Here is a 26,205-nt window from a genome sequence, read left to right as displayed (position 1 = left end):
GTCACGTGTACACTTATTCATGCATGTGATTTGATGAGCCAAATTATTTCTTCACCCAACTGTTTCACCGACAAGAAAGTCTCAAATGACCAAAACCCAGTTTATTGCGTATTTTTTGCGTCTGAATCGCACCTCTTATCTGCTAGCGATTTTTTTCATTTTCCTCGTTAACTGGTTACAAGTAGAGATCCCACGCTACATTCAATTAGCGATCGATCTTCTTGATGGCATCAGCAGCGAAGGCTATGGCCAAATGCAATATTACGTTTCCATCGTCGTCGTTATGGCCATTGCGATGATCATTACGCGCATACTATCGCGTATTTATGGCCTCAACCCTGGGCGTATAACGGAAGCTGAGCTAAAAAACATCCTGCTAAAAAAACTTAATCGCCTCCCAAATGAGTTCCACAGTCAGTTTGCTTCGGGACATCTGATTTCTATTGTTAATAATGACTTAATGGGGATCCGATTGATGTTTGGTGTCGGATTTCTGCAGCTATTTAATACCCTACTGGCCTTGTCATTAACTCCACTATGGATGTGGCGCATTTCACCGGAGCTGACTCTATATTCGGTGATCCCAATTATCATTGCCTTTGTGATTTTTCGCATTGGTTTTACCAAGATGAAAGATCTGCACATGGAGCATATGCGCCGTCTACAAAAGTATTCTGCTGAACTGATGAGCTACCTTTCCGCCATTGATTTAATAAAAAGTCAGCAAATGGGAGCCTGGGTGCAAACCGAAACCGACGCGCTAAATCAAAAGCTACTCAGATGCCAAATGAAGCTGACTCGCATTCAGGTGTTCTACATGCCCGTGTTGGATTACGCCAACAGTGTTATGAAGATTCTCATCTTAGGTCTTGGTGGCTACATGTTGATGCAGCAAGAGCTGACTCTTGGCGAAATCACCGCATTTTTGACCTACTCAGTACTGCTCTCAATACCGCTAATGGCACTTGGGCGAATCGCAACAATCTATCAGCGCGGTATGGTTGGCATCACCAGCTGTCAAACTATCTTGAACGCCGAAGTGCCAGAGATTGACACCCAAGCCTTGCCAGAAGAAACGCTTAATACCCTTAAAGGCGAGGCTTTCTCGGTTCGCAATCTCACCTACCGTTATTCGCAAGACGATGCTCCTATACTTGATGGCATTAGTTTCGATATTCCACCAGGTAAAAAAGTGGGGGTTTTAGGAAGCATTGGCGCCGGAAAAACGACCCTAGTGAACTGTCTTAATCACCATCTCGATGTACCAAGTAATTCAGTTTTTCTAGGCGATCGCGACATCACCAGTTTCTCCCGAAATGATTTGAGACGCTTTGTAAAAACCATTACTCAAGATCCATATTTGTTCTCGGCAACCATCACAGAAAACGTCAAGTTCGGTAGCGGGAGTCGAACGATTGGCGACGACGATGTTCAAGGTGTACTGGATCTGAGTCAACTCGCTGGCGACGTGGAACGCTTTGAGCAAAAAGCGCAAACCGTGGTAGGCGAAAAAGGCGTTATGCTTTCCGGTGGGCAGAAGCAGCGCTTGAGTATTGCAAGGGCGCTGCTTGAGCCTTGCGATCTGCTTATTATGGACAACGTGCTCTCGGCTGTGGATTACGAAACAGAAAGGAAAATACTCGAAGGTCTGTTTGCTCGATTAGATCATCAATCGGTGCTCGTCGTCTCTCATCGCGTCAATGCCTTGGAATATATGGATGAGATTTTAGTGCTTAGCGAAGGCAAAGTACTCGCCAAAGGCGACCATGCGACTCTTTTAAAAACCTGTGATTACTACAAAGAGACCTGGCTACTACAGCAAACTGAAACGGAGGCAAACCCATGTTAAAAGGGTTAGATGTAAAGTACCTCAAACACTTCTTCCAGTTTGCTCAGCCTTATCGACGTACGGCGTGGATAGGTGTCGCCATGTTGCCGCTCTCCATCGCGTGCAGTTTGCTGTTTCCATGGCTGATTATCCAAGTGATCGATGGCTACCTGTCCCACAGTAACGTTGATGGGTTGCTCACGCCTATCCTCTACTTAGTTGCAGTGCTGATTGTCAGTTACATCGTTGATACCACCTATGCCTACAACTTGCGTAAAACTGGTCAACACACCATTGCCGACATGCGCTCTGTGCTGGTGTCACGAGTGCTTAAACTGCCGCGCAGTTACTTCGATAACACACCAATTGGTATCACGTTGTCGCGGTTAACCAGCGATCTAGAAACCATTGGTGATTCGTTTGTTCAAGCCGTTGTGGGACTAGTGAGAGACAGTCTAAATACCATTGCACTTTTGATCATGATGCTGGTTATCGATTGGAAGCTCACTATGGTGGTATTAGTGGTGATGCCACCTGTGATTTATTTAACCGTCTATGTGCGTAATCGCCTACGCCAAATGCATCAAATTACCCGTTCTGCCCTTGCGAGAGGTATTGGGTACCTGCAAGAAGTGCTGCTCGGTGTAAAAACCGTTCAGTTATATCGCGCCGAGCAAGAAGTAGAGGCCAAATACCAAAGCTATACTGATGAGTTTTTAGCTGCGCAGATGAAGGTGAACAAATACGATGCGATTTTGTTCGCGTTTATCTCTGGCGTCACCTCGATCACCATCGCACTAATGATTTGGTTTGGCTCTGGCCAAGTGCTTGAAGCCTCGCTTACGCTAGGTGTATTGATTGCATTTATCAACACACTTGAGAAAGTGTTCATTCCGATCCGAGACTTCACCTCTCAAATTGCGTCTATTCAAAGCTCCTTTGCCGCTTTTGACCATATTGAGGAGCTATTTGTAGAACCGCTTGAGGAAGAAGGACATACACTGCTACCAAGTGATGAGATAAAGCCAAAGCTCGCAGAGTTCCAAAGCTTAGAGTTTCGCAATGTCAGCTTTAGGTATAAACAGGATGGGCCTTATGTGCTCAACAAGGTGTCTTTTACCCTCAATAAAGGCCATCAAGTCGCATTGGTGGGCTCTACGGGCTCTGGAAAGTCAACCATCATGCGTTTGATCACGAAAACCTATCGCGATTATGAAGGCAGTATTTTGCTTAATGGTATTGAGCTGTCACATATCGCGGCAGAAGATTGTGCTCACCTATTCTCTATGATGATGCAGGATGTTCACCTGTTTGAACAAAGCATTGATTTCAATATTGCGCTTGGTAAGCAAAGCGTCGGACGCGAGCAAGTTGTAGAAGCTGCACGCTATGTTTATGCAGATCGCTTTATCGATCAGCTCCCAAATAATTACGACTTTAAACTCGACAAAAATGGCGCAAACCTATCGGTTGGACAAACGCAGTTGATCTCGTTCGCGCGGGCTATCGCTCAAGGCGGGCAAATCATGATGCTGGACGAGGCCACCAGCTCTGTCGATTCCATTACAGAGGATTTAATCCAAAAAGCAATGAGTCGTTTGTATCAAGACAAAACCGTCATTGCCATTGCACATCGCCTAAGTACCATTAAACACTCTGACATTATTCTTGTGCTCGACAAGGGCGAAATTGTCGAACGTGGCAATCATCAGCAACTCGTCGAATTTAATGGACTATACGCAAGTCTGCTAAATGAATCTAAAGGTGGCAGCCTAGATCAAATAAATGTGATTAATATGTAATCCAATTCCGATGATGTCATTAGTTAAAACTACATTTACTAATGACATCATTAATAAAACCCATCATTCTCATGACCGCAATGCCAGCTTTGGTTACTCTGCCTTATATTTTGTTTTAAATATTTTCTGTCTGTGTGAAAATAGCCGCCTATCCACTAGGACACCCAAAAATATACGTGCAATCTTCTAAATTTAAGGAGTATTTATGAGATTGATGGACTCGATCGCTAAGAAGTTAGTGCTAGCGATCGCCGCTATTATGGTAACGATATCGATATTCGCTTCCTATTTTATTGTTAATCAGCGCTCCGCTTCTGTAGAGAGTCAAGTAACTCAGGAAGTTCAGTTAGTTACTGAGAAAACCGTACGCTCCATTCACGAGTTCTTTCGCGAGCGCTCACGTGTGGTCACAACTTTGGCAGAAAACCCGTTTATTAACAACTGGTTTGCCAACTATACTCAGCGGGGTTCTAACATAGATAGCGACCCCAGGGCGGGATTCCACTTTGAATAAATATTAGCCAAAGATTATTTTTGAGCGATATTCACCAGACCAACCTGACTTTCTACGTTTGGCAGCCAAGCTATCTTTGTCACTCTCATCCTGCTTTATCGTGTTCAACGCAGCACGATTAAATGCCGCTAAATGAGCAGCTCCATTTGGGTCTTTTACTTTTAGTTCATCTTCTCTGAATACCACATCAAGAACCCAATGAAGCTGGTTTTCAACCAACCAATGCTCTCTGATTGTCCGAGCAGCCAGTTCAACATCAACCTCTAATGAGCTAACATACCAACGTGAATCTCTTGTTCCTTTTCCATTGCAAGTGCGCTCACTTACCACTTCAATAAAGCTTTTTATATGAGGCCACTTTTCTTTCAACTCAGGTGGAAGATTCGCCTCTATCTGCATGATATTCCGCCATTCTTTGCGACCATGCCCTTCATTTTCTTGGATACATTCCGCCATGTTATCTGGTTGATTATAAACGGCTAAAAAAGCTTCTGTCACATGCTCAAAAAGTGTCGGCTGGTTCTTTTTGAGCTGGATTGTAAAGTCGCCTTTCTTTGCCTTGATTTGTGCCATCGTTGGCGCTAAGCAATGCAGCGAGTCTAAGGTGACTATTGCCTCTTTTAGGACTAAAGCATCTAGAACATCACGAGATAAACTGATTTCTTTACCTTTGCCATGAGTAGATTGTTGATAAAGCATTAGCCCACTTTCAACATCATACGCATTGACAACGTGTAACATGCTTTTTAACCCATTTGTTTTAGTTCCACGTAAAGCTTTACCATCTATTGCTAAAACCGATTTTTCTGTTCGAGTTCGTTCAGAATTCAACCATTCAAACAAGGCTTCGAGTAAAGCATCACTATCTAATGCACTGATAATGTTAGCAATGCAGTGTCGTTTGGGAATACCATTTTCAAATCCTCGATATTGTCTCAACCAGTCAATTTGGCTTTCACCAAATTCTTGAATGGACTTCCATCCTGTAGCACCACTGAGCACAGCAGAAAATACTAGAAAAACGACATCAACTAAGTCGTGTTTAACGTTAATATCATTACGTGGATCAGGTATGCGGTTAAGGCGTTCAAGAAGTGTCATTTTGTAGGTCGAGTAATAAATAGATAATGGTCCGATCAACAAAATCAGGATTAGTTCAGTCGAAAATAAAGAATATTTAATCTTTTGATGCAAGTGAACATAAATTGACCACTCTGTTTGGTATTTAATCAATTAAACCCTATAAATCACGTGAGATCTCGCCCTGATAGCGACCCTACCTATCAGTCGATAGTTGATACCTTTCAATCTATTTCTAAGCACGATCCACTGATCAAGTCGGTCTTCTACGCTCCAGCCAATACTCATGAATATTTCGATCTCAACGGCCGTTATAACAACCTTGACTATTACACTACCAAGCGACCTTGGTGGTTTGAAGCACTAGAAAAAGACCGTCTTTTCATTACAAAACCACAAATTGATGCTAACGATAAGAGTATTGTTACTTCAATTAAAACCACGGTGCAAGATAATAAGCAGCAGCTTATTGGTGTCTTGGGAATTGATATTCTAGGGACAGAGATTAAGCAAGGCTTGATTGATAAGATGCGCTATCAAGGTGTTGGTACTGGCTTTTTAATTGCTTCGGATGGTGACATCATCGCATTTAACGATACTCAAGACCGTATTGACATGTCGACACTGCCGAAGCTCGCCGACATTGACAAAGTGTTTGCCAATACCTCTGGATTTGCCGAGCTTCAAAGTCAAGTCAGCCGCCAGCTACAAACTATAGGTTCTGTATCATTTAACGGTGAGCCGCACCTAGTATTTGTCGAAGCCGTTACTGACCCAACTCTCGAACTTGATTGGCGTGTAGGCTTCATGGTGCCAGAGAGCTTAATTACCGATCCAATTCAAGCTACTTTTTGGGGAACCGTCACGGTAATTCTGTTGGTGCTGATCATCAGTGGCATTGCTATGTTAGTCATTATTAATCGCTTCCTAACTAAACCTTTAAATAATGTTGTCACCGCTATGGACAATATAGCTGTGGGCGAAGGCGATCTAACCCAGCGTTTGGAATACCAACATGATGATGAGCTAGGCAAGCTGAGTCGCTCGTTTAACCTCTTTGTCAACGATATCCAGCAGACCACGCAGCTTAGCCTTCGAACCACTGAGCAAGTCACTAACGACGCGATTGAACTGCATCGTATCGCTGAACACTTTGGCAACACCATCGCTAGTCAAAAAAGCTACATTGAGCAAATCGCCACAGCTTCGACGGAAATGTCACAAACGATCAGTGGTATTGCGGACAATGCACAGACAGCACAACAGCATGCTTCAGATGCGTCAACGAGCTCTCAGCAGAGTCAAACACTGACTCACGACGCAAGCAATCTGATGAATGACATCTACCAAGATGTCTCAAAATCAGAGGAAGTGGTTGCCGTTCTTAATGACAATGCTACCGCCATTACTAGTGTGCTTGAGGTAATTAAAGGCGTCGCCGAGCAGACGAACCTACTCGCGCTCAACGCCGCGATTGAAGCTGCTCGCGCTGGTGAGCAAGGGCGTGGTTTTGCGGTCGTTGCCGATGAAGTTCGTACCCTCGCCCAGCGCACTCAACAGTCTACTGTTGATATTGAAGGCATCATCGCCACGCTACAAAGCTCTGCGGCTAACGCGGTAGATTCACTACGCATTGGCCGCTCTAAAACCGAGCAAGGCGTGGATATGATTGCTGAAGTCGACAATAAGCTACGCGAAATTCATCAAACGATGGAAATGATCGACTCTCAATCTCAAGAGATCGCCTCCATGGTGAATGAGCAAGCTATTGCCTCTGGCGAAATCAGTCAGCAGACCGTCTCTGTGGATCAGCTAGCCGAAGACAGTGTCGCAGACACACGCAAGATGCTAAGCAAAATCGACAAGCAGCTTGAAATGGTGGAAGAGCTTAAAAAGACGATTGGTAAATTTAAAGTAAGCTAAATCCTTTGCGATGAAACATCAAAAGGGCTCATTTGAGCCCTTTTTCTATACAAGAAAGACTCTAACTCTCCTGCTCATTTTCGTGAATCTTTCGAATAAACTTGGCGGGCGTGCCACCGTAAAGCGAGTCTGGTGGTACATCAGAATTAACCACAGAGTTCGCTGCAATCACTGAGCGAGCGCCAATAGTCACACCTTGGTTTATCACCACATTGCCCCCAATCCACACATCATCTTCGACGGCAATGGGGGTGCATTGTGTCGCCCAGCTGCGGCGTTTTAAGTAGTTTAAGTCGTGACTTGCACAGTAGAACTGGGTATTGGGACCAATCAACACGTTGTTGCCAATGGTGATTTTCGCGCCATCGAGTATGGTGATATTCATGTTGAGGAAGGTTTTCTTGCCAATCGAAATCGTTTTACCAAACTCACAGTAAAAAGGTGAACGAATAATGCTAGATCCATCCATACTCCCCATGAGTTGCTGAAACAGCTCACCACGTTGCGCTTCGTTAGTATTTTGATTGATGGCCTGTAGTAAATCCGCTGCATTTTGACGGATTTTATTAATGCTCTCCGAGCCACCATCAAACTCTTCGCCAGCAAGCATCTTTTCAAATTCGGTCATGTTATCTCTTTAGTTCTTAGTGAGTTATTATGAGCGGCATTGTAGCACTCTCCCACATCGCTTTTCATCCATCTCTACACGCGAGTAGAAAGCTAATCAAACCGAGTTTTCAGAAAGACTTTGGCATAAATACATGTAGCGATATAGATAACTAATTGAAGTGATTAGATCAAAAAACCTGCCATAAGGCAGGTTTTCTATCATTCGAGTATCTGATTACTCTTCAGAAGCGTCGTCCGCTGCTGGTGCTTCAGGAGTATCGGTTGCTGCAGCATCTGCTACCGCGCCTTCGGTACCCTCTTCACCTTCAAGTTCCGCTAGCTCTTCCACTTCATCGATGCGTTGTAGACCCACTACAGACTCATCAGAAGCCGTACGGATTAGTGTTACGCCTTGAGTGTTACGACCGACTTGGCTCACCTCTGCAACGCGAGTACGTACTAGCGTACCTGCATCGGTGATCATCATCATTTCGTCGCCTTCTTCAACTTGGACAGCGCCAACCACAGGACCGTTTCGCTCAGAGACTTTGATTGAAACCACACCTTGCGTTGCACGACCCTTAGTTGGGTACTCTTCAAGCTCAGTACGCTTGCCGTAACCGTTTTGTGTCACGGTTAGAATGTCGCCTTCGTTTGAAGGAACAATCAGAGACACAACTTGGTCATCGTCAGCTAGCTTCATACCGCGAACACCTGCCGCTGTACGACCCATTGCACGGACTTTGTCTTCGCTAAAGCGAACCACTTTGCCCTGCTTCGAGAACAGCATCACATCGCTGTCGCCGTTAGTGATATCCACACCAATCAGCGAGTCATCGTCACGCAGGTTCACAGCGATTAGGCCGTTAGCACGTACGTTAGAGAACTGGTCTAGTGATGTCTTCTTCACTGTACCGTCGCCAGTCGCCATGAAGATGAACTTGTCAGCGCTGAATTCAGACACTGGCAGGATAGCCGTGATACGCTCACCTTCTTCTAGTGGAAGAATGTTAACGATAGGCTTACCACGAGCAGTACGGCTCGCTTGTGGCAATTGATATACTTTCAGACGGTAAGTCTTACCGCGAGTTGAGAAGCACAAGATGTTGTCGTGAGTGTTAGCAACAAGCAGACGCTCGATGTAATCCTCTTCCTTCATCTTAGTCGCACTCTTACCTTTACCACCACGACGCTGAGCTTCGTAGTCGCTTAGGTACTGATACTTTACGTAACCTTCATGAGACAGCGTTACTACTACGTCCTCACGAGCGATCAGCTCTTCCATATCAATGTCATGAACGGCAGCCGTAATTTCACTGCGACGCTCGTCACCGTAGGTCGCTTGAACTTCTTCTAGCTCTTCGGTGATCACTTCCATCAAGCGCTCTGTACTAGAAAGGATGTGCATTAATTCTGCAATCTCTTCTAGAAGTGCTTTGTACTCTTCTAGGATCTTCTCATGCTCTAGACCGGTTAGACGGTGTAGGCGAAGTTCTAGAATCGCTTGAGCTTGTTGCTCAGTTAGGTAGTACAGACCATCACGGATGCCGTATTGGTCTTCTAGCCAGTCTGGGCGAGCCGCGTCAGTACCGGCACGCTCTAGCATTGATGCTACGCTACCTAGTTCCCAACCACGAGAAACCAGACCAACTTTTGCTTCTGCAGGTGTTGGTGCGTTTTTAATCAACTCGATAACTTCATCGATATTCGCAAGGGCTAGGGATAGCGCTTCAAGGATATGAGCACGGTCTCTTGCTTTACGAAGTTCGAAGATAGTACGACGAGTCACAACTTCACGGCGGTGATCAACGAAGCACTTCAGCATGTCCTTAAGGTTGAACAGCTGTGGCTGACCATTGTTTAGGGCAACCATGTTGATGCCGAACGTAGTTTGTAGCTGAGTCTGTGAGTACAGGTTGTTTAGAACCACTTCACCTACTGCGTCACGCTTACATTCGATAACAATGCGCATACCGTCTTTATCAGACTCATCACGTAGTGCGCTAATGCCTTCTACTTTCTTATCTTTAACAAGCTCTGCAATCTTTTCGATTAGGCGAGCCTTGTTCACTTGATAAGGGATCTCGGTAACAATGATGGTTTCTCTGCCATTCTTGTCTTCTTCGATCTCTGCTTTAGAACGCATGTAGACTTTACCACGACCCGTCTTGTAAGCATCGATGATGCCTTTACGACCACTGATCAGTGCCGCTGTCGGGAAATCTGGGCCCGGGATGTAATCCATAAGCTCATCAATCGAGATGTCTTCGTTCTTGATGTATGCCAAACAGCCATCGATAACTTCATTGAGGTTATGCGGTGGAATGTTGGTTGCCATACCTACTGCGATACCAGAAGAACCGTTTACTAGTAGGTTTGGAATCTTAGTCGGCAGAACCGCTGGAATTTGCTCTGTTCCATCATAGTTAGGAACATAGTCAACGGTTTCTTTGTCTAGGTCTGCTAATAGCTCATGAGCGATTTTAGCCATGCGGACTTCGGTATAACGCATTGCCGCCGCTGAATCGCCATCAATGGAACCGAAGTTACCTTGACCATCTACCAACATGTAGCGAAGCGAGAACGGCTGAGCCATACGAACAATAGTGTCGTATACAGCACTATCACCGTGTGGGTGATATTTACCGATTACGTCGCCGACAACACGGGCAGACTTTTTATATGGTTTATTCCAATCATTACCTAGCACATTCATCGCGAACAGAACGCGGCGGTGTACTGGTTTTAGGCCATCACGCACATCTGGAAGAGCACGACCCACGATAACTGACATCGCGTAGTCGAGATATGAGCCTCTCAGCTCATCTTCTATGTTTACGGGCGTGATCTCTTTAGCTAGATCGCTCATAGAGCCAATATCCCTCTATATTTTGATCGTATATTGATACGTATAAGGTGACAAAATATAACACAAGAATAGTGGGTTCGGCATCACTTTCCCTTCCCTTTTATTATGTTGTGACCTTGGTTGTGATTCAAACGTCCACAATTTGCACATTTTGAATCTATGGCTCTGAAAAATGGCGAAAAAACACTCAAAATGTTCGAGCTAAGTAGGCCGCAAGCCACAAATGCACCAATTATGCTCACTGGGTAGGTTTTCCCAATTGAAATTGCGGTATACTTCCGCGCCATACCGGTGTGAAAAATGGCCGGAGCTACGTTTGAACAGAACTACGCATGAACGGAGCTAAAGTTAATCGGAACACAGAATTGTCGGAACAGAGAATTGGCACAGATGGATAAGCAACAAAACGTCGATCTAGACGAAATCAGAAAATTTGAAGAGATGGCAAGCCGTTGGTGGGACCTAGAGGGCGAGTTTAAACCTCTGCATCAAATCAACCCACTGCGCCTTAACTATGTGTTAGAAAAAGCCAATGGCCTTTTCGGCAAAACCGTACTCGATGTGGGTTGTGGTGGCGGTATCTTGGCAGAGAGCATGGCCAAGCAAGGTGCTAATGTCACTGGCCTGGATATGGGCAAGGAGCCACTGGAAGTCGCGCGTTTACATGCCCTAGAGACTGGCACTAAGCTCGTCTACGTTCAAAGCACGGTTGAAGAGCATGCTGCCGAAAACGCGGGTAAATACGACGTAGTGACCTGTATGGAAATGCTTGAGCACGTTCCAGATCCAGCATCCGTTATTGCTTCTTGTGCCAAACTCGTCAAGCCTGGTGGTCAAGTGTTCTTCTCTACGCTTAACCGCAACCTACAATCCTACTTGTTTGCCATTGTTGGTGCTGAGAAGCTACTTAAAATTGTTCCAGACGGCACTCATAGCCATGACAAGTTCATCAAGCCTTCTGAGCTTATTAAGATGATTGATGCCACCGAGCTGATTGAAAAAGGCATCACCGGCCTCTCCTACAATCCGCTAACGGATAGCTACAAGTTAGGTAAACGTGTAGACGTTAACTACATCGTCTACACTGAAAAGTCTCTCTAAAGGCTGCAGTGTATTAGTTGGTCATAGACACGAACTAATCAAACACAATATCTAGTACCAGCACCAATTTGGCGAGCGGAAATTGCACGCCAAATTAGTGCTGCAAATCACGTTAACTAGCGGCCACAATTTGTTTACAAAAACAAGACACTTTCGTCGGTTTTGTGTACTGAAATCGCACTTTTAATCTCCTCATCAATAACAGCCAAAACTTGCCAAAGATCAAGGAATTTTTTTTCACATTGTTTAAAACGAAACCGATCTGCTAGCACGTGTTTTTGTACAACTAATACGGGTCTAACTTCCATGGTAAGTATCTACTAACGTATTTTTTTCTTTCCCCTAGTTATCCACAGTTTCCTCAAATCGCCGAACTTGAAAATCTCGCTATATAGCACTATCTTGTAACCCGTAAACCAAATGACCCCTATATCTTGTGTTGGAAGCCAATTTTCATAGGGTGACATTGATCACGAAGCCTTCGCTAAGACTCAACAAAATTTCATAAAAGCAAGGTTTCATATTGTTTTGTTAGGGAACACCTCAGAATGAACCAGCAACTTTCCGTTACTAAACGTAATGGCCGCAAAGAAAGTATTGATCTCGAAAAAATCCACCGCGTTATCGCATGGGCTGCCGAAGGCCTAGACAACGTTTCTGTATCGCAGGTGGAACTTAAGGCTCACATCCAGTTTTACGATGGCATTACAACGTCTGACATCCATGAAACTATCATCAAGTCTGCAGCAGACCTTATCTCTGAAGACGCACCAGACTACCAATACCTAGCAGCTCGCTTGGCTATCTTCCACCTACGTAAAAAAGCGTACGGTCAGTATGAGCCACCAGCGCTGTTCGACCATGTGTCGAAAATGGTTGAAATGGGTAAGTATGACGCGCACCTGCTTGAAGACTACACTAAAGCTGAGCTTGAAGAGCTGGACGATTACATCGACCACACTCGCGATCACGACTTCTCTTACGCTGCGGTCAAACAGCTGGAAGGTAAATACTTCGTACAGAACCGTGTAAGCGGTCAAATCTACGAAAGTGCACAGTTCCTATACATCCTTGTTGCGGCTTGTCTATTTGGCAAGTATCCAAAAGAGACGCGTCTTGACTACATCAAGCGCTTTTATGATGCAACATCGACATTTAAAATTTCTCTACCTACACCAATTATGTCTGGTGTACGTACCCCTACTCGTCAGTTCAGCTCTTGTGTTCTGATTGAGTGTGGTGACAGCCTAGATTCTATTAACGCGACGGCAAGCTCTATCGTACGCTACGTATCACAACGCGCAGGTATCGGTATCAACGCGGGTCGTATTCGTGCTTTGGGTTCTGAAATCCGCGGCGGCGAAGCGTTCCACACTGGCTGTATTCCATTCTACAAATACTTCCAAACAGCGGTTAAGTGCTGTTCTCAAGGTGGTGTGCGTGGCGGTGCGGCGACGGTGTTCTACCCTATGTGGCACGGCGAAGTACAATCACTAATGGTTCTTAAGAACAACCGTGGTGTTGAAGAGAACCGTGTACGTCACATGGACTACGGTGTTCAGTTGAACAAACTGATGTACGCACGTCTTGTTCAAGGCGGCAACATTACGCTGTTCTCGCCATCAGACGTTCCTGGTCTTTACGACGCATTCTTCGAAGACCAAGATGAGTTCGAGCGTCTATACGTTAAGTACGAGAACGATCCGTCAATTAAGAAAGAGACGGTGAAAGCGGTCGAGCTATTCTCGCTACTGATGCAAGAGCGTGCGTCTACCGGTCGTATCTACATCCAAAACGTCGACCACTGTAACACTCACAGCCCGTTTGACTCGAAGGTTGCACCAGTTCGTCAATCTAACCTATGTCTTGAGATTGCACTGCCAACTAAGCCACTGAAAAACGTGGAAGACGAATCAGGTGAGATTGCGCTATGTACGCTATCTGCATTCAACTTGGGTGCGATTAACGAGCTTGACGATCTGAAAGATCTGTCTGACCTAGTGGTTCGTGCACTTGATGCACTGCTCGATTACCAAGACTACCCACTACCAGCGGCATACCGTTCAACCATGAACCGCCGTACTCTGGGTGTTGGTGTGATTAACTACGCTTACTACCTGGCGAAAAATGGTGTTAAGTACTCGGATGGTTCCGCAAACAACCTCACTCACCGCACGTTCGAAGCGATTCAGTACCACCTACTGAAAGCGTCTGTCGAGCTTGCAAAAGAGCAAGGTCGCTGCCCATCGTTCCACGAGACAAACTACGCGAAAGGCTTGATGCCAATCGACACGTACAAGAAAGACATTGATCTCGTGTGTGACGAAGCACTTCATTACGATTGGGATGAGCTACGTGCAGAAATCATGGAGTTCGGTCTACGTAACTCAACACTGACTGCGCTAATGCCTTCAGAGACCTCTTCGCAGATCTCTAACGCAACCAACGGTATTGAGCCACCGCGTGGTTACGTATCAGTGAAAGCGTCGAAAGACGGTATCCTGAAGCAGGTTGTGCCAGATTTTGCCAACCTAAAAGAGAACTACGAGCTACTGTGGAACATCGGTGGTAACGATGGTTACTTGCACCTTGTCGGTATCATGCAGAAGTTTGTTGACCAAGCTATCTCTGCCAACACTAACTACGACCCTAGCGTCTACGATAGTGGCAAAGTGCCAATGAAGAAACTGCTTCAAGACCTGCTAACTGCGTATAAGTTTGGTGTGAAGACACTTTACTACCATAATACTCGTGACGGCGCGAAAGACGACCAGAACGACAAAGCAGCAGTGGTCGAGCAAGACGACGATTGTGCAGGCGGTGGCTGTAAGATCTAATGTGCAAAGCACACATTCAATACAGCATTTAAGATTAGATTTCTCTGCCCTTCCTTGTGAGGGAAGGGCTTAAAAAGGATTGCAGCATCATGGCTTACAGTACTTTTACCCAAACTAAAAATAACGCGCTTAAAGAACCTATGTTCCTGGGTCAACCAGTCAACGTTGCGCGTTACGACCAACAAAAATTCGAAATTTTTGAAAAGCTGATCGAAAAGCAGCTTAGCTTCTTCTGGCGTCCAGAAGAAGTGGACGTTTCAAGCGACCGCATCGACTACAACAAGCTTCCAGAGCATGAAAAGCACATCTTCATCAGTAACCTGAAGTACCAAACGCTTCTAGACTCGATTCAAGGTCGTAGCCCTAACGTCGCTTTGCTACCGCTTGTGTCACTGCCTGAGCTAGAAACGTGGATCGAGACATGGTCGTTCTCTGAGACTATCCACTCTCGTTCATACACGCACATCATTCGTAACATCGTTAACGATCCAGGTGTGGTTTTTGACGATATCGTTGAAAACGAGCACATCCTAAAGCGTGCGAAAGACATCGCACATTACTACGATGACTTGATTCAAGCGACAAACGACTACCACCGTTTCGGTGAAGGTACGCACAACATCAAAGGCGAAGAAGTTAAAGTTAACTTGTACGACCTGAAGAAAAAGCTGTACCTATGCCTGATGTCAGTGAACGCACTAGAAGCGATTCGTTTCTACGTGAGTTTCGCTTGCTCGTTCGCATTTGCAGAGCGTGAGCTGATGGAAGGTAACGCGAAAATCATCAAGCTTATTGCTCGCGATGAAGCGCTGCACCTAACTGGCACTCAGCACATGATTAACCTGCTTCGCAACGGTCAAGACGATTTCTCATTCATGCAAATCGCTGAAGAATGCAAGCAAGACTGTTTCGACCTATTCAAAGAAGCGGCAGAGCAAGAGAAAGAGTGGGCAGAGTACCTGTTCAAAGACGGCTCTATGATTGGTCTAAACAAAGACATCCTATGCCAATACGTTGAATATATCACCAACGTTCGCATGCAGGCCGTTGGTCTTGGTGCCGCTTACCCAGAAGCAACATCGAACCCAATTCCTTGGATCAATGCTTGGCTGTCTTCTGATAACGTACAGGTTGCACCGCAAGAAGCAGAAATCAGTTCTTACCTTGTCGGTCAAATCGACAACGAAGTAAGCGCAGACGACTTTGAGGGCTTCGAACTTTAATGCCAACCATCAAGATAAACTCTATCACCACGATCGAGTCTAACCCTTCCAACACCGTCCTAGAGACAATGGAACAAGCTGGGTTAGAGCCAGAGTATAACTGCCGAGATGGTCACTGCGGTGCCTGTCGCTGCACATTGGTCTCTGGCGAAGTGGAGTACGTAGGGTTTGCGATGGCTTACACACAAGCAAACGAGATTTTGCCTTGTATTTGTCGTGCGAAAACTGACATTCAGCTCGACAATATTGCGCATCAAATAAAGAAGCGTGCTTAGTTCAGCACCTCTCATAAAAGCGGCTCAATCGAGCCGCTTTTTACTTTTAACTACAAATTATTCCTTTACATCCGGTGAAGTAAGCCCCATACTGAGCCCCTTCTGCTGTTTAGCGGTATTAAGTGAAATCTTCAGTTGTAAAAGTAAAACTCTCAGAATCTCTTCGTTATTGTTGTAATCCTCAGTGTTTCCCTATGCTTCATCGATGTATTTAATAAGTCTAAACCCAGCAGTTCATGCAATTTTGCATCAATTTTTTAAGTAATAAGGGACACATCATGTCTAACAAAGTAAACGGCGTAGTAAAATGGTTTAACGAAGAGAAAGGTTTTGGCTTCCTATCTCAAGACGACGGCGGTGCAGACGTATTCGTTCACTTCCGTGCTATCGCATCTGAAGGCTTCAAAACACTTACAGAAGGCCAAAAAGTGTCTTTTGAAGTAGAACAAGGCCAAAAAGGCCTGCAAGCTGCAAACGTTGTAGCTCTGTAATAGTTCAAAAACAAGTGGAGCGGTTGCTGACTGTTCCACTTGTTTGCTTACCGCTCAGTAATTAATCGCTCCCGTACTGCAAGCCTCTCGAAATCTTCTAGCACAGTCCAACCTCTCTAAGTTCTCGCTACACATTTTTCAACAAGCAAGCTCACTGAGTTAATCTATAACACTGAGTGCACTACACCTATATTCAAACCAACTAATAAGGCAAATTATGTCTCGTTCCATCGGCAGAAAGCGCTTCTGGTTTTATCAAAATCGTGAAGCAAGCAAACATACCAGAAATTTAAAATCGGAGATTCATGAAAATAGTATTCAAATCCACCATCGATAACCACATTTGGGAAACCGAAACACATCAACTCAATAGCGATATCTTACTTAGACACTTTCTAAGTAAAGCGAGAACCAAAGACTTACATATAGACTTCAGCTACTGTGAACTTACCCAATGTGGAGTGATCACAGACCGACATGAACAGATTATTGGTCACTTTTCCCTGTTAACCTAGGGCATTCCTCACCCCAGATTCTTTAAGCTTTTCATGTGAATTCACTATAGCCAACTCGTACCGTTAGAAGGTGCCCTCGTTGAGCCGACTTCTATAGTGAGATTCAAACCTTACTTGACTATTTTACCCACATCTCTGTCTGTTGGTGGCGATAAGACAATCGTCATTTTTTGCTTGAAGCTCATGTCTCTTCGAGACAGCGCTCTCACTATTTCATTCCACTCACGAAACGTAACCACAAAAGGGTTAAAACTATTCACCGGCTTACTGATACCATATCGAACCTCTTCAACTTCTGGTTCAAACGTCCCAAAAATACGATCCCAAACAATTAATATGCCAGCATAATTCTTATCGATATACTGAGCATTGACCCCATGATGTACTCGGTGATGGGAGGGCGTGTTAAACACCCATTCTAAAGGGCCAAGTTTACGAATCCACTGGGTATGTACAAAGAATTGAAGCCCCAAGTTAAGCAAAACCACGAACACTACCCATTTAGGTTCGAAGCCAATAATGATGAGGGGCATCCAAAATAACCACATGCCAGCCAGCGGATACATTAAGCTTTGGCGAAACGCGGTGCTGAAATTCATGTTCTCTGAGCTATGATGAACGACATGAGCCGCCCACATCCAACGCACTCGATGACTGGCGCGGTGAAACCAGTAGTAAAAGAAATCTTGTAGCACCATGAGTAACAGGAACATCGTAAGCGACATTTCTATATCAAATAGTTTCCACCCAAACACAAGCAAATAAAGCTTAGCGATGAACAAACCCGCCAATAAGTCAGACAGTTGATGTAGTCCCGCTAGAGAAAAATTACAGACTAACTCTTTAACAGTGTATCGCGCTGATGCTGGTAGTTTGTCGCTTCTTTGCCCAAACCAATACTCCAGTCCCATCATGAGAATAAAAATGGGTGCTAGAGCTATTAATAACAATTCAGGTTTGTCGGCGAGGGTTTCCATACTCATCCTTTTTTCTACTCTCTCGGGTCAACGTTTACCATTTGGCGTAATGATCTTCCGTCAGACCCAATACGTTCTCGATCTGATAGGTCTTTTCGGTTGATAATGAAATAGTCCCAGAAAACATACCTATAAATTGGCGAAAGTTGCTTTTAAGTAACCACAGATTGAGTTGCTCCTTACGCACGGTCTTGGGGCTAAAGCGAAGGTCAATCTGTCCATTAGAATCATAAATTCGCCAGGCAGAATCTGGATTTTGACGGTCAAATTCAAACAGTACAGCAGGAAGAAGTATTCTTTGCCCATCTATCCATAAGGCATTTTCGTTCACTCCAGTTTCATTCACGCCTGCCGCGAGGTTTAACCCTATTCGGGTTCCGTTAGAATCTGCGCTGATACTCGCCCAACGCCAACTTGTCTCACGGCGCATAAACCCCGCAGAAAAGTCATAGCCAGCCCGCGCATTGCTCAGCGACACTGAACTGCCAGCTACACTCAAACTGCCAGAGACATCCAGCGCATTGTGCTTCTGAGTATAGGTCCAGCCTGAGTAACCAGTCGGTGAGCACACCATGATTGGAGCACTGTCATGACTGGGCGGCGTCAGAGTGATGTCCATAGAGAAATGCTTAGACTTAACGACTACACTCCAAACACCTTCTTCGATTTGCAAAGCGAGAACACCACCGTTAAATACGGCTTTCCCTTGCCAAGGCGACGGCGTCATCGTGTAGCCGAGCCCCAAAGGCCGAAGCCAACTTTGTTCAAGCAACTCATCTCGCTTGATGTCATAGAGATAACAGAAGCTGTTGCCTACATAACGTATATCAGCAATGGCAAACCCAATGACATAATCTGGCGTAAACACGCTAATGAACTGGAACTGTTTGTAGTGGAAATACTTAGCGACCGAACTGCGCTGTTTGTCCATGGTAGAGAAATAGCGAAAACTCTCTACGTCCAGCTGCTCTGGTATTGAAGTGAGATATCCCTGCAATGGGCGACCAGTCTCATCGATTAAGGTTTTAATTTGCTGAATTGACGAGAGTTCCATACTCGAACACCTATAGTGTGGTGATAGATTGTACAAGTATGAGTCAAATTCTATGTTCTAGACGAGCGTTAGAGCAAAAGCACCAAAGCGATCACAGTTTCAATAAAATTCGTTAAGAACAACGTGAATAATGTGGCACAAAAAGAAAGGGCTGACGCATAGGTCAGCCCAAAAGGAATGAATTTTTTTAATCGACTGTCGACAAAATTGAATCGGCGGTACCCATAGATACGCTCTTATCGGCGACATGACGACCACCATCGTCATAAAGCGAGATTCGGAAACCATCGTCGGACAGGATTTCTTCCATAGGAGCCTTCAACCACATAGCTGCTATATCACCATACTTTTTACTGAACGCTTCACCAAGCATGATTTGCTCATTAGCTACTTGATAAAACACTCTTATTTTAGATTGTTGGATCATATCTCCCCCCTCCTGCACACCACTATATTTAGGGTGAACATTGATTCTAATCAATTGGAGAAAAACAGCTACTCTCAAAAATGAGAATTTGAAATTCCCTTTAGAGATCAGTTTATTGTGAGCTAGATCCAATTTTCATATATAAATAACTAAATAGCATATTCAACCAATCGCATTTCAGCACCAATGAATCAAGACAGCTTATCAAGCGGCAGGAATATGTCTTGGGTTCTAGTCAAGAACCCATAGTCAGGAAACATCGGTTGATTGTCTAGGTATCGACGTAGCATGTCGCCAGCTACCGTACTGATCACGGTTTTGACACTCTTTTGGTTATAGCTTCTTTGGAGTTTGAGTGTCTGCCCCCACTCTCCTTTTGGTGTTGAGATCGCAACAGAGAACTGCTCATTCTCTAGTTTACCAGTCGAGATGGCGATATCGGCCGAGCAGTTCCCTTTGGTCGCTCCAGCAAGCGCTAACGTTGCGCCCAATTGTTCGCTATCACGATCTAACGGAGACGCGGTTTTTGAACCTAAGATCCACGTCGCCCCGCAACACTGCGATACTTTCTCACTGTCTTGCAACCAAGATGCTAAACAACCCTTGGTGGAGTGTTCCGAGATAGCGATAATCGGTTTATGCAGCTCAACCAGTTGCCCAATACGATCCAACATAGGTTCATCAACACTAACCACATTGCTGTGTAGCAATTTCTCTATCATGGCGAGTACGCGGGCACCCGTTTCTAAATCATCAGACGGTCCAAACAACTTTACTTCAATGAACGGCAAGTAAGAGCGGTAACCAAGCTCATAATCGGCAGGAAGCTGTAAATGCGATAGCGTGTCAGCAATACCAGATTCAGACAGACCAAACGTATAGATACGTCGACATACTCTGCCCTGTTGATTCGGGAACTGAGTTTTTAGATCGGGAATGATCTGCTCGATAGCCATCTTCTTAAACTCGCTCGGCACACCAGGCGTGAAGTAAAACAGACAATCGTTAATCATCATTTTGAAGCCACAAGCGGTGCCGATTGGGTTATCCACTACTGAAGCATTCGCAGGCAACATCGCTTGTTTGATGTTGCTCTCAGGCATCAGTTTACCGCGTTTTACATAGAAGGATTTTAAGTTATCTAGCCACCCTTGATTCAATACCAAAGGCTCATCCGCTGCTTCCGCTGCTACCTCTGCACTCAAGTCATCCGATGTAGGTCCTAAACCGCCATTCACAATGACCACGTCTAAGTTGAGACTCAACATTACCAATTCTTGCAGCAAAGACGCTCGCTGATCGCCTACCGTTGAGCGCTTATACATGGAAAACCCATGCTCATAAAAGACACGACTGAGCCAAGCGGCGTTGGTATCCACAATGTCACCATATAGAACCTCTTCTCCAGTACTCAGCATCGCTATTTTAGGCATGATCTCTCCTTATTTGTTTTTCTTTAAGAATGACATGAGTAAAGGAAATAGCAATAGCGTTGACCAAGCAAATCATTGGATTAGCAGAACATTAACCTAACCATACTGTACGGTCGGTATGGGCATCGTTATAATATTGAATCAACTCGTATGGGAAGTGATACATGGCAGATCTAAAACAGACACTACTTGATGCTGGTTTTGAGCTTATCAGTGAGCATGGATTCGCTGGTATTGGCATCATGAAGATAATCCAACAAGCCAATGCAACCAAAGGCTCGTTCTATCATCACTTCAAATCGAAAGAAGACTTCGGACGCCAACTACTAAAAGACTACTTCGAGGATCATCTCACAACTGTGATCTCATACCTTAGTGATGAAAGTGTGCCGTTTGCAGAGCGAGTTTTAAAATACTTCGAATTTTGGTCCGACTCTAAAGTGACGAGCGAGTTTCAGGTCAAGTGCTTAGTAGTAAAACTCTCAGGTGAGATAGCTGGGACATCATCAAGCATGCAATCTGAGCTCGACAAAGGCGCAGAGAAAGTGATTAATCGTATGGCTGATTACTTTACTGAAGGTAATTCGCTAGGTGTCATGTCAGTCCCTGAGCCCTATGAGGCGTCCCGTTCACTGTATGCTAAATGGTTAGGCGCAACCTTACTTTGTGCAATCCAAAAAGACCGATCGCATCTAGAACAGGCGATGCGTGAAACTGCGCAGTTAGTCGGTAGTAAATAGCTATTCCTAAGCACCATCAAATCTCTATAAGAAAGGGCTGTTTCCAGCCCTTTGTCATTTAACGTCCTATACCTGATGCATCGACGGCCTCAGGCTCAAATGTAAGTGGCGGCCACTCTTTAAAGGTCTCTAAGTGCTGCTTAACCGCAGCTTGAGCAGGCCCAAATGCCCACATTTTTTTACCCATCCAGTTGATGTACATACCCGACTCTTCCGCAGCTCGCTCGTAAGGATCTCGGCGAAGATTAAACAGCAGTGGCGCATTAAGCTCTTCTTTTGGACCGCCCCAACCATGGTTTTGAACGATAAAGTGCGCTTTCCAATCACCGACTCGCACCGCTTGCAACCTATCGCGCTCATAGTAGATGATCTCTTTACGGTTTGAAGATCCTTGCTCTGTTAGCATCGACATTTGGTTGTAACCGTCTAAGTGAGCTTTGTAACCCTCATACCCCGTCAACATCTGCTCTTTAAGATCACTCGGTCCACCAGCAGCGTCAACGAGCGTTGGCAACCAGTCCATACCGTCAAACATACCATTGTGAACTTTTCCAGCTGGAATTTTTCCTGGCCAACTCACAAGCAATGGCGCTCTCACCCCACCTTCCCAAGTAGAGCCTTTTTCACCATGAAATGGTGTCATGCCGCCATCCGGCCAAGTCATAATCTCAGGTCCATTATCCGCGGTAAAGATCACTATGGTATTGTCTGCAACACCCAACTCCTCGAGTTTGGCCAGCATTTCCCCTACATGATCATCAAGGTCTTTCATCACCACTTCTTGAAGTCCCCAGCCGTTTTGGCCAAGCATAGCTTCATACTCTGGTGACAAGTGAGTCCATACGTGACCTCTTGACGGGCAGTACCAGGTAAAGAACGGTTTGTCGTCTTTAACGGCTCGCTCAATAAAGTTGATGGCGTGTTTGTTCACTTCGTCATCTAAGGTTCGCATTCGATCTGTGGTTAATGGGCCATCATCGGTGATGGTTTGCCCTCCTTTACCATCAGATTTCGCATGAATCACATTTCTAGGAGCAAACTTCTGAAAAGCCTCGTCTTTAGGCCAGTCTGGATCTTCGGTGTACTCCATTGCGTTTAGGTGATACAACCATCCCCAATACTCATCAAAGCCATTCATCGTAGGCAGTACCGCATCCAAATCGCCAAGATGGTTTTTACCAAACTGGCCAGTGGTATAGCCGAGCGTTTTGAGTATTTCTGGTAGTGTTGGTGTATCAGGGTTAAGCCCTACCGGACTGCCCGGAAGCCCCACAGTATGCATACCGGTTCTAACAGGAAATTGCCCAGTAATGAATGCCGAACGCCCTGCGGTACAAGATGGCTGGGCATAATAATCGGTAAGTAGCATGCCCTTTTCAGCGATACTATCAATATTTGGCGTCTCACTGCTCATCACACCACGGTGATAAGCACTAAGGTTTGAAATACCGATATCATCAGTAAAAATAACAAAAATATTTGGCGGCTTATCCTCTGCATTTGCTAGCGCGGTAAACCCCAGAAATATGACCAATAGAGATCTAATTATGTGACGATGCATCCTGCCTCCCTTATACATTCATCCTACGTACTGTGTTTCCTGTTTGCTACTTCTAAGAAGAAATAGGCCTACTAAACCAAAGCCAATTTCCAATAATAAATACACCACGAGTAGCCAATGCGGCATACCATCGATAACAATGCTGAAAACTCTCCCAATGCCAAGCCCGAGCATAAAGACAACAAGACTTTGTAGCGCTGACCGAGCCAAAAACAGAGATCCGAATGCGCCCATTAACCAATAAATTACCAAAGCCAAGTACAGTCCCATCACCGCTCGAAATATGTGGCTAACATTGGTTGCACTAGCATCAATGTCGAATAAAAACGGCAATGAAAGGTTAGGCTTCAAGCCATAAGAGAGTGCTATTGGGGTTAAGCCAGCCGCTGCGAGAAGTAAAAACTTTTGTACGTTCGTCATATGTCGCCTCCTCTTTCACAAAAGACTAGAAGTTACATCCAGAAAATCAAATTTCTAACTGCACTCCAATCGGTTATATAAAATTGTGTCGAGAGTGGGTTTGAGATTAGAGACTCACTTTATCAAGTAATCCTTGAAGGTTTAGCTGTTCACCCAGTTCAAAAGCGCTGACCAAACCGTAGCTCAATCCACTCCACCACAATATTGATGCAGCCAGAAGGACAAAGGTTGCGGAATAGGATTGACGCAGACGTTTAGCGATCAATGTATAGAGGGGGATGCCAACCAAAACCGGAGCCAGCATGGCCATAGTGGTGTTGCCATAACGCTTCCATGCCTTAACAAAACGGCGCAACCTAGGCCGAAAAGGTCGCAAGTTTCTGCTCGAGTATAGAAGCAACGAATATCGTCCCACAAACCAACCAAAATAGCCTGCAACCAATGCAGGGAGTGCATTGAACAGCAGCATTTCCGGATAGCTAAACCCAACAAATGCCGCCAAAGCTGGCCCAGAATAGGTTTTCCAAATACTGAGTAATGCCATTGCTAAGCCCAGTAGCAGGTAACTTTCCATCACAATCTCACTCTAGCGGTTGGCAGAAACCTCAAGCCCATTAATGGAAAGTATATGCGTAATAATCGGGGCGATATGATGAAATATTTGTTGCCAGTCTTCACATAGATAATTCAATCCAGGGTTGCGTAAAGATTCACGTTGCCCATCTCAGCCTCCTAGCGTATTGCTATGGAAACGTCTGTTGCCCTTTTTTGCTCCCACCAGTAGTCCAAAGCACCACCACAGTATCCATAACGCCTGCCAATATGAAGCCGTTGATATGTGGATTACCTAGGTTGGTTAGCAGCAAACTCACCATAAACCCCTTCTCAATCGCAGAGTAAAGCATAATGCTTTGACGCCATTGGGGCTTGAAGGCAGCACCTATCATCATGACGCCCATCATGCCGACCATAATTCCCCAGTGCTGATAGAAAATGAAATCTTGCTCGAGATAAGGCAACTGACCAATGTTGTTGACAGCCCATTGTGGGAAGAAAGCATAAGCTAACGCTGCAGAAGTACCGATACCTGTGATAAGCAGCATTTTTTCGACGTATTTTGTAAAAAACATAGTTAATCTCCAAGGTGTGTAAACCTTAGTTAAAGGCGCACGGTTGTAGGACATAGGTAAGAGAACCATCCTTGATACTGTATTGATTTCGAGTTAACAGATTGCCGCCAAGATTTGCTCAATCTTGTGCTTGGGAATCGCATAGAACTGGAAGCTCATGTCTTTCTCGATACCTTGCGCTATCTCGGATTGCGTATCTGTATTCAAACTCCAATTGTTAAAGGTTTGATGAGCCTTCACTTGTACTTGGAAAGCGCGCAAGGACAGTACGACTTCGCGATGCTTTTCCTCTGCAGTAAGCGTTTGAGACAGTCCAAAAATACTCGCGACCTTATCAATACTTGGCAGATAGAATTCCGGTAGAGCCTCGATCACCGCTGGCAATAACACGCTGTTCGCATCACCATGGGGGATGTGAGCGATCGCACCAAACGCGTGCGCACAGTTGTGAATAGGGATGCCGCCTAATGAGGAGTAAAACGCCGAAATAGCCATAGTACTTGCTTGAAGTAGTTCCGTTCTCGCCTCGATATTATTGGGATCAGAGACCACTATTGGCAGGTTATCCAGTATCAGGCGACTCGCTTGTACTGCATACGCATCGGTAAACGCATTACTCATTGGAGATGAAGCCGCTTCAATGGCGTGAGTTAATGCATCCATCGCTGTCGACACCGTTAGCGGGATAGGCAAGCCAAGGGTAAGTTTTGGGTCTAGTACCGCAAGATCACATTCAAGGCCAGACACGACTAAGCTCGCTTTGATTTGCTCAACGTCATTGAAAAACACGGCAATGGGTGAGGCTTCAGCACCAGTTCCCGCTGTAGTCGGTACACCGATGTGTGGAATGGTAAAGGGCTTCACATGTGATCCAACATCAATACGTCCACCACCACGGATAGCTTCACGAATGTCATCAAGTTTGTGCTCTAGCGAGTACTTGATACCTTTAGAAGCATCAATCACGCTGCCACCTCCCAGCGCCACAATACTGTCTGCTTTCACTTTGTTGGCGTACTGAACGGCCTTGTTTATGTCATCACAGCCCGCGTCAGCCTTAATGTCGGTATAGACACCGACTAGCTCTACTTGCATGTTGTTTTCGAAAACGCCAATCAGCTTATTCACTAGACCAACCGTCTCTAATCCAATATCACTCAATAGCAGTACTCGATGAGCACCACGCGCTGCTAGTTGATCAGGAATGTCATTGATTGAGTCTTCACCAGACAAGATCGCAGTTCGCATATTAAACATAAAGTTATTGTTCATAATTTCATCTCCAAACGATTAATTAGGCGCACAGTGAAGCAAGCACTGCACGTTTGAATTCATTGTCTTCTGGGCCAAGCAGCTGGCTAACGTTGTGAGCTTTAACGCCGGTTTTCATGTCAGT

General features: G+C 45.1%; 23 protein-coding genes. 11 read left to right on the top strand and 12 right to left on the bottom strand.

Features of this window, described 5'->3' with window-relative positions:
* Nucleotides 1-85: 85 nt before the first annotated feature.
* The 3 genes from PG915_RS07025 to PG915_RS07015 all read left to right on the top strand — a co-directional run bounded on the left by PG915_RS07025 (nt 86) and on the right by PG915_RS07015 (nt 4,144).
* Nucleotides 86-1,849, top strand: a complete 1,764-nt coding sequence (locus PG915_RS07025; RefSeq protein WP_353498467.1) for an ABC transporter ATP-binding protein — start codon at nt 86-88, stop codon at nt 1,847-1,849.
* Nucleotides 1,843-3,630 carry an ABC transporter ATP-binding protein gene (locus PG915_RS07020; RefSeq protein WP_353498466.1) on the top strand — a complete coding sequence of 596 codons (1,788 nt, stop codon included), beginning with the start codon at nt 1,843-1,845 and terminating at the stop codon, nt 3,628-3,630. The genes PG915_RS07025 and PG915_RS07020 overlap by 7 nt, the downstream gene beginning before the upstream one ends.
* A gap of 205 nt (nt 3,631-3,835) precedes the next feature.
* Entirely contained in the window at nt 3,836-4,144 is a 309-nt protein-coding gene (locus PG915_RS07015; RefSeq protein WP_353498465.1) for a hypothetical protein, read from the top strand.
* Nucleotides 4,145-4,147: 3 nt separating this feature from the next.
* On the opposite strand, the gene PG915_RS07010 is transcribed toward PG915_RS07015, so the two are convergent.
* Nucleotides 4,148-5,245, bottom strand: a complete 1,098-nt coding sequence (locus PG915_RS07010; RefSeq protein ID WP_353498678.1) for an ISAs1 family transposase — start codon at nt 5,243-5,245, stop codon at nt 4,148-4,150.
* A gap of 150 nt (nt 5,246-5,395) precedes the next feature.
* Between PG915_RS07010 and PG915_RS07005 the strand changes: the two genes are divergently transcribed.
* Complete coding sequence (locus PG915_RS07005) at nt 5,396-7,147, top strand: methyl-accepting chemotaxis protein (RefSeq protein WP_353498464.1); 1,752 nt, start codon at nt 5,396-5,398, stop codon at nt 7,145-7,147.
* 61 nt (nt 7,148-7,208) lie between these two features.
* Here the strand turns inward: PG915_RS07005 and PG915_RS07000 are convergent, their stop codons facing one another.
* Together PG915_RS07000 and gyrA are read right to left on the bottom strand one after the other, a co-directional pair.
* Nucleotides 7,209-7,775: a sugar O-acetyltransferase gene (locus tag PG915_RS07000; RefSeq protein ID WP_353498463.1), complete on the bottom strand. Its 567-nt coding sequence runs from the start codon at nt 7,773-7,775 to the stop codon at nt 7,209-7,211.
* A 216-nt stretch (nt 7,776-7,991) separates the two neighbouring features.
* Nucleotides 7,992-10,625: a DNA topoisomerase (ATP-hydrolyzing) subunit A gene (gyrA, locus tag PG915_RS06995; protein ID WP_353498462.1), complete on the bottom strand. Its 2,634-nt coding sequence runs from the start codon at nt 10,623-10,625 to the stop codon at nt 7,992-7,994.
* Between the two features lie 390 nt (nt 10,626-11,015).
* Between gyrA and ubiG the strand changes: the two genes are divergently transcribed.
* The 6 genes from ubiG (at nt 11,016) to PG915_RS06965 (ending at nt 17,067) form a co-directional block, all read left to right on the top strand.
* On the top strand, nt 11,016-11,726 hold the full coding sequence (gene ubiG / locus PG915_RS06990) for a bifunctional 2-polyprenyl-6-hydroxyphenol methylase/3-demethylubiquinol 3-O-methyltransferase UbiG (protein ID WP_353498461.1): 711 nt from the start codon (nt 11,016-11,018) through the stop codon (nt 11,724-11,726).
* Nucleotides 11,727-12,274: 548 nt separating this feature from the next.
* Nucleotides 12,275-14,563, top strand: a complete 2,289-nt coding sequence (gene nrdA / locus PG915_RS06985; protein WP_353498460.1) for a class 1a ribonucleoside-diphosphate reductase subunit alpha — start codon at nt 12,275-12,277, stop codon at nt 14,561-14,563.
* 89 nt (nt 14,564-14,652) lie between these two features.
* Nucleotides 14,653-15,786: a class Ia ribonucleoside-diphosphate reductase subunit beta gene (gene nrdB, locus PG915_RS06980; protein WP_353498459.1), complete on the top strand. Its 1,134-nt coding sequence runs from the start codon at nt 14,653-14,655 to the stop codon at nt 15,784-15,786.
* Complete coding sequence (yfaE, locus tag PG915_RS06975) at nt 15,786-16,061, top strand: class I ribonucleotide reductase maintenance protein YfaE (RefSeq protein ID WP_353498458.1); 276 nt, start codon at nt 15,786-15,788, stop codon at nt 16,059-16,061. The genes nrdB and yfaE overlap by 1 nt, the downstream gene beginning before the upstream one ends.
* Before the next feature lie 278 nt (nt 16,062-16,339).
* Nucleotides 16,340-16,552 (top strand): transcription antiterminator/RNA stability regulator CspE, encoded by a 213-nt coding sequence (cspE, locus tag PG915_RS06970; RefSeq protein ID WP_353498457.1) that lies wholly within the window; start codon nt 16,340-16,342, stop codon nt 16,550-16,552.
* 305 nt (nt 16,553-16,857) lie between these two features.
* Entirely contained in the window at nt 16,858-17,067 is a 210-nt protein-coding gene (locus tag PG915_RS06965) for a hypothetical protein (RefSeq protein WP_353498456.1), read from the top strand.
* A gap of 110 nt (nt 17,068-17,177) precedes the next feature.
* On the opposite strand, the gene PG915_RS06960 is transcribed toward PG915_RS06965, so the two are convergent.
* From PG915_RS06960 to PG915_RS06945, 4 genes are all read right to left on the bottom strand, one after another.
* A complete protein-coding gene (locus PG915_RS06960; protein WP_353498455.1) occupies nt 17,178-18,050 on the bottom strand; it encodes a sterol desaturase family protein in 873 nt (290 codons plus the stop codon).
* Between the two features lie 28 nt (nt 18,051-18,078).
* The gene (locus PG915_RS06955) at nt 18,079-19,098 is read right to left on the bottom strand and encodes a DUF2804 domain-containing protein (RefSeq protein WP_353498454.1); all 1,020 of its coding nucleotides are present in this window, start codon (nt 19,096-19,098) and stop codon (nt 18,079-18,081) included.
* Nucleotides 19,099-19,285: 187 nt separating this feature from the next.
* Nucleotides 19,286-19,525: a hypothetical protein gene (locus tag PG915_RS06950; protein ID WP_353498453.1), complete on the bottom strand. Its 240-nt coding sequence runs from the start codon at nt 19,523-19,525 to the stop codon at nt 19,286-19,288.
* A 191-nt stretch (nt 19,526-19,716) separates the two neighbouring features.
* Nucleotides 19,717-20,958 carry a CinA family nicotinamide mononucleotide deamidase-related protein gene (locus PG915_RS06945; RefSeq protein WP_353498452.1) on the bottom strand — a complete coding sequence of 414 codons (1,242 nt, stop codon included), beginning with the start codon at nt 20,956-20,958 and terminating at the stop codon, nt 19,717-19,719.
* Nucleotides 20,959-21,122: 164 nt separating this feature from the next.
* Here PG915_RS06945 and PG915_RS06940 point away from each other — a divergent pair, with 164 nt between their 5' ends.
* On the top strand, nt 21,123-21,698 hold the full coding sequence (locus PG915_RS06940; RefSeq protein ID WP_353498451.1) for a TetR/AcrR family transcriptional regulator: 576 nt from the start codon (nt 21,123-21,125) through the stop codon (nt 21,696-21,698).
* Between the two features lie 58 nt (nt 21,699-21,756).
* On the opposite strand, the gene PG915_RS06935 is transcribed toward PG915_RS06940, so the two are convergent.
* The 5 genes from PG915_RS06935 to PG915_RS06915 form a co-directional block, all read right to left on the bottom strand.
* Nucleotides 21,757-23,259 carry an arylsulfatase gene (locus PG915_RS06935; protein WP_353498450.1) on the bottom strand — a complete coding sequence of 501 codons (1,503 nt, stop codon included), beginning with the start codon at nt 23,257-23,259 and terminating at the stop codon, nt 21,757-21,759.
* A gap of 18 nt (nt 23,260-23,277) precedes the next feature.
* The gene (locus tag PG915_RS06930; RefSeq protein ID WP_353498449.1) at nt 23,278-23,679 is read right to left on the bottom strand and encodes a DUF4345 domain-containing protein; all 402 of its coding nucleotides are present in this window, start codon (nt 23,677-23,679) and stop codon (nt 23,278-23,280) included.
* 106 nt (nt 23,680-23,785) lie between these two features.
* Nucleotides 23,786-24,253, bottom strand: coding sequence for a hypothetical protein (locus PG915_RS06925; protein ID WP_353498448.1), 468 nt, complete (start codon nt 24,251-24,253; stop codon nt 23,786-23,788).
* A 169-nt stretch (nt 24,254-24,422) separates the two neighbouring features.
* A complete protein-coding gene (locus PG915_RS06920) occupies nt 24,423-24,809 on the bottom strand; it encodes a hypothetical protein (RefSeq protein WP_353498447.1) in 387 nt (128 codons plus the stop codon).
* 93 nt (nt 24,810-24,902) lie between these two features.
* Nucleotides 24,903-26,081, bottom strand: a complete 1,179-nt coding sequence (locus PG915_RS06915; RefSeq protein WP_420884612.1) for an iron-containing alcohol dehydrogenase — start codon at nt 26,079-26,081, stop codon at nt 24,903-24,905.
* Nucleotides 26,082-26,205: the final 124 nt, after the last annotated feature.

This window comes from Vibrio sp. CB1-14, assembly GCF_040412085.2.
GTDB classification, from domain to species: Bacteria; Pseudomonadota; Gammaproteobacteria; order Enterobacterales; family Vibrionaceae; genus Vibrio; species Vibrio chaetopteri.
The sequence above is the reverse complement of the archived record's forward strand: the minus strand, read 5'-3'. Positions and strand labels throughout refer to the sequence as shown.

Coding starts and splice junctions, on each gene's coding strand:
- PG915_RS07025 (WP_353498467.1), top strand. CDS start 86: ATGACCAAAACCCAGTTTATTGCGTATTTTTTGCGTCTGAATCGCACC.
- PG915_RS07020 (WP_353498466.1), top strand. CDS start 1,843: ATGTTAAAAGGGTTAGATGTAAAGTACCTCAAACACTTCTTCCAGTTT.
- PG915_RS07015 (WP_353498465.1), top strand. CDS start 3,836: ATGAGATTGATGGACTCGATCGCTAAGAAGTTAGTGCTAGCGATCGCC.
- PG915_RS07010 (WP_353498678.1), bottom strand. CDS start 5,245: ATGACACTTCTTGAACGCCTTAACCGCATACCTGATCCACGTAATGAT.
- PG915_RS07000 (WP_353498463.1), bottom strand. CDS start 7,775: ATGACCGAATTTGAAAAGATGCTTGCTGGCGAAGAGTTTGATGGTGGC.
- gyrA (WP_353498462.1), bottom strand. CDS start 10,625: ATGAGCGATCTAGCTAAAGAGATCACGCCCGTAAACATAGAAGATGAG.
- ubiG (WP_353498461.1), top strand. CDS start 11,016: ATGGATAAGCAACAAAACGTCGATCTAGACGAAATCAGAAAATTTGAA.
- nrdA (WP_353498460.1), top strand. CDS start 12,275: ATGAACCAGCAACTTTCCGTTACTAAACGTAATGGCCGCAAAGAAAGT.
- nrdB (WP_353498459.1), top strand. CDS start 14,653: ATGGCTTACAGTACTTTTACCCAAACTAAAAATAACGCGCTTAAAGAA.
- yfaE (WP_353498458.1), top strand. CDS start 15,786: ATGCCAACCATCAAGATAAACTCTATCACCACGATCGAGTCTAACCCT.
- cspE (WP_353498457.1), top strand. CDS start 16,340: ATGTCTAACAAAGTAAACGGCGTAGTAAAATGGTTTAACGAAGAGAAA.
- PG915_RS06965 (WP_353498456.1), top strand. CDS start 16,858: ATGAAAATAGTATTCAAATCCACCATCGATAACCACATTTGGGAAACC.
- PG915_RS06960 (WP_353498455.1), bottom strand. CDS start 18,050: ATGAGTATGGAAACCCTCGCCGACAAACCTGAATTGTTATTAATAGCT.
- PG915_RS06955 (WP_353498454.1), bottom strand. CDS start 19,098: ATGGAACTCTCGTCAATTCAGCAAATTAAAACCTTAATCGATGAGACT.
- PG915_RS06950 (WP_353498453.1), bottom strand. CDS start 19,525: ATGATCCAACAATCTAAAATAAGAGTGTTTTATCAAGTAGCTAATGAG.
- PG915_RS06945 (WP_353498452.1), bottom strand. CDS start 20,958: ATGCCTAAAATAGCGATGCTGAGTACTGGAGAAGAGGTTCTATATGGT.
- PG915_RS06940 (WP_353498451.1), top strand. CDS start 21,123: ATGGCAGATCTAAAACAGACACTACTTGATGCTGGTTTTGAGCTTATC.
- PG915_RS06935 (WP_353498450.1), bottom strand. CDS start 23,259: ATGCATCGTCACATAATTAGATCTCTATTGGTCATATTTCTGGGGTTT.
- PG915_RS06930 (WP_353498449.1), bottom strand. CDS start 23,679: ATGACGAACGTACAAAAGTTTTTACTTCTCGCAGCGGCTGGCTTAACC.
- PG915_RS06925 (WP_353498448.1), bottom strand. CDS start 24,253: ATGGAAAGTTACCTGCTACTGGGCTTAGCAATGGCATTACTCAGTATT.
- PG915_RS06920 (WP_353498447.1), bottom strand. CDS start 24,809: ATGTTTTTTACAAAATACGTCGAAAAAATGCTGCTTATCACAGGTATC.
- PG915_RS06915 (WP_420884612.1), bottom strand. CDS start 26,081: ATGAACAATAACTTTATGTTTAATATGCGAACTGCGATCTTGTCTGGT.